Source organism: Amycolatopsis sp. NPDC051128 (genome assembly GCF_040682715.1).
Classification (GTDB): domain Bacteria; phylum Actinomycetota; class Actinomycetes; order Mycobacteriales; family Pseudonocardiaceae; genus Amycolatopsis.
Window position 1 is genome coordinate 19,060 of record NZ_JBFBBN010000078.1, and the last position, 12,389, is coordinate 31,448.

Genomic DNA, 12,389 nt, shown 5'->3' on the forward strand with positions numbered 1-12,389 from the left:
GGAGCCGCTTCCTTCCTCCTGGTTGCACTGCGGGGTCTTCCCGCGTGCGGTTCGTTTCTCGGCGCGGCTACGCCGTCATCGCTCGCTGCGCGTGAAGACCGGCTTGGCCGACGGCGGATCCAGCAGTATCTCGACCGCGTCGTCATAGCTGAAGGGGCCGGACAGGATCGGCGACGGATCCAGGGTTCCGGCATCGATGAGCTTGAGCACATCGGGTACGTGCGGGCCGGCGTGGGGCGGTCCGACAACGAGGTTGATACCCGTTCCGTACAGGGCGAAGTACGGCAGACGCAACTCGGCGAAGTAGACGGACCGGACGACGCACGTGCCGCCGGGACGGGTGGACATCAGCGCACAACGGAATCCGGCGGTCGAGGCCGAAGCTTCCACGACCAGGTCGAAGCTGCCGTCGAGCCGGTCGGGATACTCGCCGGCGGTGACGACGGTCGCGCCTGCGGCAGCGGCCTTGGCGCATCGCCCTTCGTCGACGTCGAGATAGGTGACGTTCGCGGCCCCCAGCGCGATGGCGCTCAGGACGGTCAGCAGCCCGAGGCTGGCCGTTCCCCCGACCACGAGCACCTCGGCGTCGGGCTGGGCGGCGAGGGTCGGCCGGACAGCCTGGAAGGCGTCGGTGAGGTTGTCGGCGGCCGAGGCGGCCAGGAACGGTTCGACGGACGGCGGCAGCGGCGTGAGGTTGTGCTGGGCCCAGGGAACGCGCACCAGCTCGTCGAACAACCCTCCCCAGAGGCCGCCGGCGCTCGTGCCGTAGGACGCGAGGCGCGGCACCGACGCGCAGGCACCCGGGAGGCCACGTCGGCAGTTGTCGCACGTGCCGCAGCTGATGTGCCACGGAATGACCACCCGCTGACCGACCCGGAGCGCCGAATCGTCGCCGGCGAGGTCGACGATCTCGCCGACTGCCTCGTGGCCGAGCGCGAAAGGGGTCTCGAAGGGCGAAGGCGACACCACGAGCCGGCGGTCGAGATCGCAGGCGGCGGAGGCGATGGGCCGCACCAGCGCGTCCATGCGTGCGGACAGGTGGGGCGCCGGCCGGTCTTGCCATTCCAGGCTACGAGGACCGGTGAGGACGAGGCTCCGCATGGGTCTCCCGCCAATTGACTAGACGACTCTCTCTAGAGAGAGAACTCTAGAGAGCGGGTTCGGTATCGTCAACCCATGCCACGCCTCGTTCACGACACGTCGGCGATTCTCGACGCGGCCGTACGACTGCTCACGGCCGGGAGCGCCGACGCGATCACCATCGCCGGCGTGATCCGGGAAGCGGCGGTGTCCAGCGGCTCCGTCTATCACCGGTTCCCCAACCGCGCGGCCCTGCTCGCCGCGGTCTGGAACCGGGCGGTGCAGCGCTTCCACACCGAGCTGTACCCGCTTTTCGCCGACGAGCCGGTGGCCGCGGCGGCCGCCCTCGGGCGCCGGACCGTGTCCTGGTGTCGCGCCAACCCGGCTGACGCACGGGTGCTGCTGGCCGGCCTCGGCGCCTTCGAGCCCGCTGCCTGGCCCGCGGAAAGCCGGAGGCTGCGAGACGCCGACCAGACACGCTGGGACCAGCACATCCGCCGCCTGGTGGCCGACCTCAAGAAGGCGACCGGACACGAGACAGCGGAAATTCTCCTCGTCGTCGTCGATCTGCCCTACGCCGCCGTACGCCGCTACCTCAGCGCTGACCGTGAGATCCCGGCGACTCTCGAAGGCATCGTCGAGCACATCATCCGGTCGCAGCTCAGATCTTGAACGCGGGGCAAAGTATTTTCGCAAGGGAAATTCCCGAAGTCGAAAAATGAGTACTCGACAGGGTGAGAAATATGGCCCCTTGCCACCTTATGAAGTAACGTATCGAACCGTGGACATAAAATGTCCAATGCGGACATCCCATACTGTCAGCTGATTTCTCGGTGGTATTCCGCCGTTCAACGACAGGACAAGCCCATGCGTATCACCGCGAAAACCAAGCCCGTACTCATCATCGCCGCCGCCGGCACGCTGCTGGGCATCGGCGGCTTCGCGATCGCCGCGTTCGTCCAGAGCACCACCACGGGCCCCGTCGGGGGTTCGGCCGAGTCCTTCTCCCCCGTCACCGTGACCGGCGCACAGACCGGCACGCTGCTGCCCGGCGAAAGCGCGTACGTCACGCTCACCCTCACCAATCCGAACACCAACGTCAAAGCCAAACTCACGTCCATCACCCCGGGCGTGGCCGCCATCGACAGCGTCTCGGACCCCGCCGACGCGGCCTACTGCCAAGGCCAGATCGTCCTGTCCACGACCGGCGCGGACCCGTTGTTCCCGACACTCGCCGTGAGCGAGGCGAACTACCCGTTCAAGTTGACCGACGCCGTGACGCTGAAGCCCGACACCGACAACCGCTGCCAAGCCATGACGTTCCACACGACATGGACAGCCCAGTTCGAAGCCGTTCGATAAAGGCGGAACCCCATCGGGGCGTCGTGCGGAGTCCCGCGGAACGACACTAACCGGATTTCGTGAAAGCGCAGCCGCAGGTGTAGTACGTGATGTCCCAGTGGGTGCCCTCGTCGCAGTAGAGGTTGCCGGACGCGGCCTTCCACTGCGGGTAGCCGTCGCCGCGCAGCCCGATGTACTCGAAGGTGTTCTTGATGTAGGCGTCGACGCAGCTGTTGTGCGCGATGTCCACCTTGTAGCCGTTGTAGTGGCTGTAGGTGCCCGACGCGTGCCCCACCTCGGTCCCGCCGGTGATGTTGATGGCGCAGCCGCTCGCCCGCTTCAGCGTGATCACGCCGCTGACCGTGCTCTGGTTGATCTGCTCGTAGGACGTGCAGGTCGAGTTCGACCTCGTGGTGCAGCCCCCGCTCGACGAATGGGTCACCCCGGCGGCGGACAGCTGCGACGCCGCCTGCGCCTGGGTGAGCTTGGTGACCTCGACGCTCGCCGACGCGGTCCCGATGGTCGCGAACACCGCCGTCACGGCCGAAGCGGCCAGCCCCAGTGCCACGCGCGCGAGCATTCGTTGTCCCGGCATGCCTTTTCCTCCCTCTGCTGCGACGATCGCCGACGGCGGCAGCCAAGAGGGGACGGCCATAACTTCGCCAAACGCCGGCGCCGCGAGCGGGGCCCGGCCGGGGGTCAGGTCCTGATCTTCGTCAAGACTTCACGAGCCCGGTCCCGCGCCGGGGATTCACTGGTGACCTCGTTGAGCTCCCGCAACGCCCGCAGCTCCCACAGCGGGAACCCGAGCTCCCGGAACAGGTCGGCCGCCGTCCGCAGGAGCCGGGCCGCCTCGGGCCCGGCGCCGTCGCCCGCCCGCGTCCGGCCGAGGCTGAGCAGGGCGTACCCGGCGCCGCGGCGGTCCCGCAGCTCCCGGAAGACGTCCATCGCGGCCCGCAGGTGCCGGTGCGCGCCCGCCGGGTCGCCCGCGCGGCGGCGGGCCTCGGCCAGGCTGCGGTGGGTGTAGGCGGCGGCGTGCCGGTGCCCGATCTGCTCGAACAACGTCAGCGAGCGCGTCAGGCAGCGTTCCCCGTCGGTGAGCTCGCCGGCCTCGGTGTGCAGGTCGCCGAGGCTGCGCAGGACGTGCGCCTCCCAGTGCCGCTCCCGGGTGCGGACGGCGCCACCGAGCGCGCCGGTGAGCAGGTCGGCCGCCTGGTCACGGTCGCCGTGGCGGCGCAGGACGTCGGCATAGCGCTTCGCGGCCTGGTCGTGCCGGCGGCCGTCGTCGCATTCCCGGGCGAGCAACATGCTGACCTCGAAGCTCTCGACGGCGCGCCGCACGTCGCCGACGTCCTCGGCCAGTGACCCCAGCTGTGCTGCCGCGGCCGCCTGCCCGCGGCGGTCCCCGCAGTCGCGCAGCAGGCCGAGCGCCTCCGTCAGCTCCGCCTCGGCGGCGCGCGGATCGCCGCCGTCGAGGTGGACGTCGGCGAGCGCGGCCAGCACCGTGCCCCGGCCCTGGGGGTCTTCGAGCCGGCTGAAGCGCTCCTCGGCCATGACGAAGTAGTTCCGCGCCTGCCGCCAGCGGCCGTGCTGCCAGTGCACCGAACCGAGGTTGTACAGCTTCGCGGCCTCCGCCCGCGGGTCCCCGCGGCGGCGGGCCGCGACCAGCCCGAGCACCGACACCGCGCGGGCGGTGGGCCCGAGCCACGGCGTGCCCGCCAGCGCCGCGCAGGCGTCGGCGAGCCGTTCGGTGAGCTCGGGCCGGCCGTGCGCGCTCGCCAGCCGGACGGCCGCGGCGAGGTGACCGGTCTCCTCCGCCGCCCAGCCCGGCGGATCGGCCGCGACCCGGCGCAGCACCGCGGGATCCGGTTTCGGCAAGCCGGGCGCGGCGCGGCCCCGGGCGTGCTCGGCGAGGACGAGGGTGACCTCGCACGCCCGGCGCAGCGCGGCCCGGTCGGCCACGCTGGGCCGGGCGTGCTCGGCCAGCACGAGCCGGACGAACGGGCGCACCGTCCAGCGCGGGCCGGCGGGCGCCAGCAGGTGGGCGCCGGCCAGCGCGTCGAGCCGGTCGCGGGCCTCCGCCCGTGGCCGGTCGAGCAGCGCCGCGGCGCACCAGTCCGCGACGGGGCCGTCGAAGGCGGCGAGCAGCCGCAGCAGGGCCACGTCGGACGCGGACCGCTCGCGCAGCGCCGACGTCACCGCGGCCCGGACGCCGAGGTCGCCCGCGGTCAGCTCGTCGAGCCGGCGACGGTCGTCGGCAAGCCGGGCGGCGAGTTCGGCGACACGCTGGTTCGGCCGCGCCGCGAGCTTCGCCCCGGCGATCCGGACGGCGAGCGCGAGCCCGGCGCAATGGCCGAGAAGCCGTTGCGTGGCTTCGGGTTCCGCGCGCAACCGCGGCTCCCCCGCGATCGCCGCCAGCAGCGCGAAGGCGTCCTCTGTGGACAGTTCGGGGACCGGGATCGAGCGCGCTCCGCACAGGCCGGGCAGCTCGCGGCGCGCCGTGACCAGGGTCGCGCAGCCGGGCCCGCTGGGCAGCAGCGCCCGCACCTGGGCCTCGGAGGCCGCGTCCTCGAACAGCACCAGCAGCCGCCGGTCGGCGGTGTAGCCGCGCCAGAGCCCGGCCAGGCCGGCGCGGTCGGCCAGCTCCGAGGGCGTCGCGCCGAGCAGGCGCAGGAACCCGGTCAGCACGGTCGCCGGGTCGGCGGGTGTCCCGTCCGGGCCGCGCAGCGAAGCGGTCAGCTGGCCGTCGGGGAACCGGCGGCGGGCCCGCCAGGCGGCCTGGACGGCCAGCGCGGACTTCCCGGCCCCGGCGGCCCCGTGCAGCACGACCGGGGCCGGCCCGCGCAGGGCCCGGGTGACGTCAACGAGTTCGGCCGCGCGACCGGTGAAGTCGGGCACCGCGGGCGGGAGCTGGGCGGGCGGCCCCGGCGTCGTCCACTCCGTCCCGGCGATCCGGCGGTACACCGCGACCAGGTCCGCGCCCGGCCACACGCCCGCCTCTTCCCACAGCGCCCGCCGCGTCCGGCGGAGCACCTCCAGTGCCGACTCGCGGCGGCCGACGGCGCCGAGCGCGGCCGCGAGCCGGGCGGCGAACCGTTCGTCGGCGGGGCGGGCCGCGACGACCGGGCCGAGCCGCTCGACCACCGACCGGCCGTCCCCGTCGGCCAACTCCAGCTCGGCCAGCTGCAGCAGCGCCGCCGACCGGCGGTCCTCCAGCCACAGCTTGTACGCCTCCAGCAGCGGCCCGCCCGCGACGTCGGCGAACGCGTCACCCCGCCAGCACGCCAGTGCCCGTTCAAGGGCGCGGCGGCGCCGCACCCGGTCGTCGCCGCCGGCGGACAGCAGCGTCAGGAAGTCGTCCGCGTCCAGCTCCCCCGGCTCGACGGTCAGCGCGTAGCCCCGCGGCCCGGACCGCAGGCGCTGCCCGGCTTCGGCGGCGCCGAGGCCGGGCGAGAGCGTCTTGCGCAGTTTCGACACGGTGACCTGCACGATCGCCGCGGCGCTCGACGGCGCGCCGTCCGGCCACAGCTCGTCGACCAGCGTGTCGCGGCCGACGAACTGGCCGGCGCGCGCGAGGAGGACGGCGAGCAGCCGTCGCGGCTGGGCCGCCGACGGCAGCGGGACGGAGGCCGTCAACGGCCCGAGGACCTGGAACCGCACGGCTACCCCCAGCCCGGCGAGATCACCTGATCGAGCGAGCTGAATCTAACGGCCCGGCGCGCCCGGGGAACCCCGCTCACCCGGTTGGCCGACAACGGAGGTTCAGGTGTGCGCGAGCAGTTTCTCCAGCAGCGCCGGGTTCCCCGCCAGGCCCTCGCGGAGGGTGCGCTCGCGCAGCGGCTTCAGGTCGCCGTACGGCTGGTTCGCCCAGTCCAGGGCACCCTGCGGCGGCTCCGGGTCGTACTCGATGACGAACTGGACGTTCGTCGCGACCTGGCGGCCGGCCAGCCGTTCCACCAGATGCAGCGCCAGGTCGATGCCGGCCGAGACGCCGGCCGCGGTGATCACCCGGCCGTCCTCGACCCACCGCCGGGCGACCGGCTTCGCGCCCAGCCCGGTCAGGACGTCCCGGAGCATCCAGTGCGTCGTCGCCTCCTTGCCCTCGAGCAGGCCGGCGGCGCCGAGGATCAGGGAGCCGGTGCAGACCGACGTCACCAGCTCGGCGCCCGCAGCGGCGGTGCGGAGCCAGGCGAGGAGGTTTTCGTCGGACATCGCGTGCAGCGTCGGCACGGTGCCGCCGGGCACCAGCACCGCGAAGGGGGACGGCACCTCGTCGAAGGTGTGGCTCGGGGCGATCCGCAACGGCGTGTCCGTGCCGACGGTGTCCTTCGTGGCGCCCACGACGACGGTCCGGTAGCTCGGCACGAACTCGGCCAGCGCGCTCAGCACCTGCAGCGGGCCCACCAGGTCGAGGGGTGTCAGTCCCGGGTAAACGACGAAGGCGATGGTCTTCTGCTCATCAGTCATGGCACCGACCATGGCGGGCCCGCGGGAGCCCGCGGGGCGCCGATGTCCGAAATCCTGCGAACCGCGTCCGAGCGCCAGGTCCGGCTGCTAGCGTTCGGTCATGCCAGGTTCACCCAGACGGGTCGTGCTCGTCGGATACGCCGACGCCGAGCTGCTGGACATCGCCTGCCCCGCCGATGTGTTCGACGCCGCGAACCGGCTCGGCGCGCGGCCGCCGTACGAGCTCCAGCTCGCCTCGGTCGACGGCCACGGCATCCGCACCTGCTCGGGGCTGACGCTGCAGCCGCACCTGCGGCTCGACCAGGTCGCCGGGGACCTCGACACGCTCGTCGTCGCCGGCGGCTGGGGCAGCACGGCCGCCGCGGCCGACGAGCGCGTCCTCGCCCACGTCCGGCGGCTGGCCAGGACCAGCCGCCGCGTCGCGTCGGTGTGCACGGGCGCCGAGGTGCTCGCCGCGGCCGGGCTGCTCAACGGCAGGCGCGCGACGACGCACTGGCGGTACGCCGCCAAGCTCGCGGCCGACTATCCGGCGGTGACGGTGGACCCGGTGCCGCTCTACATCCGGCACGGCAACGTCTACACCGCGGCGGGCGTGACGAGCGGGCTCGACCTGACGCTGTCGCTGGTGGAGGCCGACCACGGCCCGTCGCTGGCCCGCGAGGCCGCCCGCGCGCTGGTCACCTACCTGCAGCGGCCCGGGAACCAGGCCCAGGTCAGCCTCTTCCTGGCCGGCCCGCCGCCGGAGCACCGCGAGGTCCGCGACCTCACCGCGTACATCGCCGAGCACCTCGAGGACGACCTCGGCACGCCGGCGCTCGCCGCCCGCGCCGGGATCAGCACCCGCCAGCTCACCCGCCTGTTCGACGCGCACCTCGGCACGACACCCGGCCGGTACGTCCGCACGGTCCGCACCGAGCACGCGGCGAGGTTGTTGTCCGGCACCGACCTCCCGCTGGCCACGATCGCCCGCCGCTGCGGCTTCGGCTCGTCCGAGACGCTGCGCCAGGCCTTCCTCGACCACTTCGACACCCCGCCATCGGCCTACCGGCGGCTCCACGTCCGCCAACCCTCCGGCTGATGCCCCGCCGATCACGAGTGATGCCCCTCCGATCACGCGAGATCCGCGCCCAATCACGCGAGATCCGCCGCTGATCACGCGAGATCGGCATTCCGGCACGGCGAAACGGCCGAAGCCCGGACGAACCGGGCCGTCGGCGGCCCCTCGCGCGGGGTGGGAGATCCCGCTGTCAGGATGTGTGGGTGGACCGCCCCGACCTCGCCGACGACGACACCGGCCCGATTCGCCGGGTGACGGACGAGGTGTCCCCTTCCCCGGGGCACGCCCCGTCCGGAACGCCGGAAACGCCCCGGAAACCGGCCCGCCGGACGCCGCCCGAGGGCACCCGGCGCGCGGACGGCACCCCTGGTGCGCCCCGACACCGGGCCGGCACCGGTTCGCAGCGGATCCCCGCCGAGGGTGGCCGCACCGACACCGGGGCACAGCGGATCCCCGCCGGGGGCAAGCGAACCGACACGGGCGCACAGCGCATCCCGGCCGAGGGCGGCCGCTCCGACACCGGCCCGCAACGCATCCCCACCGGAGGCAAGCGAACCGACACGGGCGCACAGCGCATCCCGGCCGAGGGCGGCCGCACCGACACCGGTCCGCAACGCATCCCCACCGGAGGCAAGCGAACCGACACCGGAGCACAGCGCATCCCCGCCGGGGGCGGCCGCTCCGACACCGGCCCGCAACGCATCCCCACCGGCACCGGAACCCAGCGCGCCGTCCGGCGCGGGGACAACGGGCCGCAGCGGGTTCCCGCCGCCGGGACCAAGCCGCGGGCCGCCAAGAAGCTCGATACCGCCGCGAAACCGACCGAAACCGGCCACGGGCACGGCCACGGACCCGCCGCCCCCGCGTCGCGCCGGGTGCGGCTGCTGCTGATCTGGTTGCTCGCCCCGCTGGCCCTGGCCACCGTGGCCGGGATGATCGTGCTGTACCCGTGGGGCAAGCCGTCGCCGACGAGCGTCGTCCCGCAGGGCACGCCCGTGCACGCCGACGTCACCGCCACGAACACCGGGCCGTGCCTCGCCCAGGGGCAGGTCCAGGTCGGCGACCAGACGGATCCGAACGCCAAGCCGTGCCTGACCGTCGAGCTCACCATGACCGACGGCCCCGCCGGCGGGAAGCCGCTCCGGCTGACCGTGCCGATCGAACCCAGCACCCCCCGCTTCACCGCGGGAGACGCCGTCGTCGTCGCCTACAACGGCGGCAACGCGGCCGACCCCGCCAGCTTCCAGCTGGTCGACTTCCAGCGCGGCACCCCGCTGCTGGTGCTGGCCGCGCTGTTCGCCGTCGCTGTGCTGGTCCTCGGCCGCTGGCAGGGTCTCGCCGCGCTCGTCGCGCTCGGCCTGTCCTTCGTCGTGATCGCGCTGTTCGTCCTCCCCGCGATCCTCGCCGGGGAGAATCCGCTGGTGGTCGCCATCGCCGGCGCGGGCGCGATCATGTTCATCGCGCTGTACCTGACCCACGGGCTGTCCGCGAGAACGTCCGCGGCCGTGCTCGGCACGCTCGTCAGCCTCGCCCTCATCGGCGTCCTGTCGGCGATCTTCTCGGCCGCGTCCTCGCTGACCGGGCTCGACGACAGCACGTCGACGCTCATCGGGTCGCTCGGCCACGGCATCGACGCGCGCGGGCTGCTGCTCGCCGGCGTCGTGATCGGCGCGCTGGGCGTGCTCGACGACGTCACCGTCACCCAGACCAGCGCGGTCTGGGAGCTCCGCCGCGCCAACCCGGACCTGACCTGGCAGGAGCTGTACCGCTCGGGTCTGCGGATCGGCCGCGACCACGTCGGCTCGGCGGTGAACACGCTGGTGATGGCCTACGCCGGGGCCGCGTTGCCGGTGCTGCTGTACTCGTCGATCTCCGGGGTCGGGCTGGGCGCGCTGCTCGGCAGCGAGGAAATCGCGCAGGAGATCGTCCGCACGCTCGCCGGCAGCGTCGGCATCGTCGCCGCCGTCCCGGTGACCACCGTCCTCGCCGCGCTGATCGCCTCCCGCGAGCCGGCCGGGAGCCTCACCACGAAGGCCGTTCCGGCCCACCCGTGACCCGGCTCAGTCGAGAGTCGCCACGAACCGGCTGACCGCCTCCATCGTGAACCGCTGCACGTACTTGCCGGACGGCGCCACCGACGCCAGCCGGTAGAGCGGGCGTTCCGCCACGCCGGAGCCGCGCGCCTCCGCCTTCAGCTCGGCGACCAGCAGCTCCCCGAACACCAGGCCGTTGGCCTCGGTGTTGTTCATCAGCGCGTTCGCCAGCTTCCGCAGCTGCATGATGCCCAGCTCACGGCCGCCGGTCCCGGAGAACACGGCGAGGTCGACTTTCGCCACCTTCCCACGCCGGCCCGCGTTGACCAGCAAGCTGACGGTGCGGTTGCCCCGGACGTCGCCGACGACGAGGTCGAGCCGGGTCGCGGTGACCAGGTCGACCCGGCGCAGCCCCCACGTGCGGACGACCAGCGTCGAGCCCTCCAGCCAGACGCGGCGCCGGATGCTGACCGCCATCACGTACAGCAGGGGCAGCGCGATCACCAGCGCGGTGACCAGCCCGGCCACCGTGCCGCCGATCAGGCCGGCGACGCCGCCGAACGCCGCGGCGACGATCACCACGCCGATCAGGCCAGACACCCCGCGGCGGCGTCGCCCGCGCGGGTCCTCCTCGAACAGCGCCAGCCGTTCCGTCGGCTCCCCGGTCACGCTCATGCCCCTGTCCCGGCGAGGAACGGGTTGCCCGCGCGTTCCCGGCCGATCGTCGTCGCCGGGCCGTGGCCCGGCAGCACCACCGTGTCGTCCGGCAGGCTCGCCAGCAGCTCCCGGACCGAGTTCGCCACGTCCCCGCGGCCGACCGAGCCGGCGAACAGCGTGTCGCCGGTCAGCGCGAGCCGCCCGCCTTCGGCCGTCTCCAGGTCCAGCACGACCGAGCCGGGCGTGTGCCCCGGCGTGTGCCGGACGTCCACGCCGAGGCCGGCGAAGGTGTGCGCGCCCGCCTCGAGCGGCACGCTGTCGCCGTCGTGGAGCTCCACGTCGGCGGGGTGCAGGTGCAGCGGGACGCCGTGGGCGGCGGAGAGCCCGGCGGCCGAAGCGACGTGGTCGGGGTGCCCGTGGGTGGCCACGAGCGCCGCCGGGACCAGCCGGTGTTCGGCGAGCGCGGCGGCCAGCGGAGCGGCCACCTCCTGCCCCGGATCCACGACCAGACACGGCCCGCCGGGGGCCTCCGCCAGCAGGTAGCAGTTGGCCAGCAGCGGGCCGCTGCCGAACCCGACGACGAGCACCGAACGCCTCCCGGACATCCGCGCCGGATGGCGCCGATCACGATCGGGTTGAGACTAGCGGGCCCTGTACATGGTCCTCACAGGCTGTGCCCATACACTGCCGCTACCTCAAACGTGTGAGACGAGCGGAACCTGGGAGGGTACGGGGTGGCGACCAACCAGCAGCGCCGCGAAGCTGCGAAGCGCAAGCTCGAGAGGCAACTCGAGCGCCGATTGGAGCAGCAGAAGCGACGCCGGAAGATCGGCGCTGGTGTGGTCGGCGTGGCCGTCCTGGTCGTCGCCGGTGTCGTGGTGTGGATCGTGAGCGCCAACGGCGCCGACACCACCGACACCGCAGCGTCGTCCTCGGCCGCCCCGCCGCCGACCGACGTCCAGATCCCGACGCAGCGCACCGCGTTGCCGAAGCGGGCGACGGCGCTGCCGAACCCGACGACGTGCGACTTCAAGGCGGACGCGCAGGGCAAGGCGCCGAAGAAGGTGAACCCGCCGGACGGCAAGAACGTCCCGTCGACCGGCACGGTGAACGTGACGCTCAAGAGCACCGCGGGCGACATCCCGCTGACGCTCGACCGGGCGCTCGCGCCCTGCGCGGTGCAGAGCTTCGTCAGCCTCGCCAAGCAGAACTTCTACAACGACACGATGTGCCACCGGCTCGGCACCGAGGGCCTGCAGATGCTGCAGTGCGGTGACCCGGCGGCCACCGGCGACCCGGCGAACGACGGCCAGGGCGGCCCGGGTTACACGATGCCGGACGAGGCGTTCCCGGAGATCAAGTACGGCCGCGGCATCCTCGCCATGGCGAAGACGCAGGCCCCGAACTCCGGCGGCAGCCAGTTCTTCATGGTCTACGGCAGCGCCGACGGCCTCCCGGCGGACTACTCGGTGTTCGGCAGCATCAGCGACGAGGGCCTGAAGGTCCTCGACGCGGTGGCCAAGGCGGGCATCGCGAACCCGAACCCGCAGGACGGCACCGGGGCACCGACCAAGCAGGTGAAGTTCACGGGCGTCACCGTCCAGTAGCGGCGCCACGGCTGTGCCGGCCCCTTCGGGGATCGATGGGTGAACGGCTCGTCGAGCTGACCGACCTGGTCGAGGAGGCCGTGCTGACCGAGTTCGACCGGATCTCCGAGCGCGGCGGCGTGCTCGGCGCGATGGAGACCGGCTACC

General features: G+C 73.2%; 10 protein-coding genes and 1 pseudogene. 5 read left to right on the forward strand and 6 right to left on the reverse strand.

The genetic code is table 11. The features are described 5' to 3' along the window. Window positions 1–75 precede the first annotated feature (75 nt). Entirely contained in the window at window positions 76–1,026 is a 951-nt protein-coding gene (locus AB0M82_RS43765; protein ID WP_364735370.1) for an alcohol dehydrogenase catalytic domain-containing protein, read from the reverse strand. A 150-nt stretch (window positions 1,027–1,176) separates the two neighbouring features. Here AB0M82_RS43765 and AB0M82_RS43770 point away from each other — a divergent pair. Both AB0M82_RS43770 and AB0M82_RS43775 read left to right on the forward strand, forming a co-directional pair. Further along, a pseudogene (locus tag AB0M82_RS43770) lies at window positions 1,177–1,287 on the forward strand (hypothetical protein); the annotation flags it as partial. A 585-nt stretch (window positions 1,288–1,872) separates the two neighbouring features. Beyond that, window positions 1,873–2,442 carry a hypothetical protein gene (locus tag AB0M82_RS43775; protein ID WP_364735372.1) on the forward strand — a complete coding sequence of 190 codons (570 nt, stop codon included), beginning with the start codon at window positions 1,873–1,875 and terminating at the stop codon, window positions 2,440–2,442. Between the two features lie 46 nt (window positions 2,443–2,488). Here the strand turns inward: AB0M82_RS43775 and AB0M82_RS43780 are convergent, their stop codons facing one another. From AB0M82_RS43780 to AB0M82_RS43790, 3 genes are all read right to left on the reverse strand, one after another. Further along, the gene (locus AB0M82_RS43780; RefSeq protein ID WP_364735374.1) at window positions 2,489–3,016 is read right to left on the reverse strand and encodes a hypothetical protein; all 528 of its coding nucleotides are present in this window, start codon (window positions 3,014–3,016) and stop codon (window positions 2,489–2,491) included. Window positions 3,017–3,120: 104 nt separating this feature from the next. Continuing rightward, complete coding sequence (locus tag AB0M82_RS43785) at window positions 3,121–6,081, reverse strand: BTAD domain-containing putative transcriptional regulator (protein WP_364735376.1); 2,961 nt, start codon at window positions 6,079–6,081, stop codon at window positions 3,121–3,123. A gap of 102 nt (window positions 6,082–6,183) precedes the next feature. Beyond that, the gene (locus tag AB0M82_RS43790; RefSeq protein ID WP_364735378.1) at window positions 6,184–6,888 is read right to left on the reverse strand and encodes a DJ-1/PfpI family protein; all 705 of its coding nucleotides are present in this window, start codon (window positions 6,886–6,888) and stop codon (window positions 6,184–6,186) included. A 100-nt stretch (window positions 6,889–6,988) separates the two neighbouring features. On the opposite strand from AB0M82_RS43790, the gene AB0M82_RS43795 reads away from it, so the two are divergent. Continuing rightward, the gene (locus AB0M82_RS43795; protein WP_364735380.1) at window positions 6,989–7,966 is read left to right on the forward strand and encodes a GlxA family transcriptional regulator; all 978 of its coding nucleotides are present in this window, start codon (window positions 6,989–6,991) and stop codon (window positions 7,964–7,966) included. A 554-nt stretch (window positions 7,967–8,520) separates the two neighbouring features. After that, complete coding sequence (locus AB0M82_RS43800; RefSeq protein WP_364735390.1) at window positions 8,521–9,999, forward strand: YibE/F family protein; 1,479 nt, start codon at window positions 8,521–8,523, stop codon at window positions 9,997–9,999. Between the two features lie 6 nt (window positions 10,000–10,005). Here AB0M82_RS43800 and AB0M82_RS43805 read toward each other — a convergent pair whose 3' ends face one another. After that, the gene (locus tag AB0M82_RS43805) at window positions 10,006–10,653 is read right to left on the reverse strand and encodes a hypothetical protein (protein WP_364735382.1); all 648 of its coding nucleotides are present in this window, start codon (window positions 10,651–10,653) and stop codon (window positions 10,006–10,008) included. Continuing rightward, window positions 10,650–11,222 (reverse strand): MBL fold metallo-hydrolase, encoded by a 573-nt coding sequence (locus tag AB0M82_RS43810; RefSeq protein WP_364735392.1) that lies wholly within the window; start codon window positions 11,220–11,222, stop codon window positions 10,650–10,652. The genes AB0M82_RS43805 and AB0M82_RS43810 overlap by 4 nt, the downstream gene beginning before the upstream one ends. Window positions 11,223–11,369: 147 nt before the next feature. Between AB0M82_RS43810 and AB0M82_RS43815 the strand changes: the two genes are divergently transcribed. Then, the gene (locus tag AB0M82_RS43815) at window positions 11,370–12,242 is read left to right on the forward strand and encodes a peptidylprolyl isomerase (protein WP_364735384.1); all 873 of its coding nucleotides are present in this window, start codon (window positions 11,370–11,372) and stop codon (window positions 12,240–12,242) included. Window positions 12,243–12,389 lie beyond the last annotated feature (147 nt).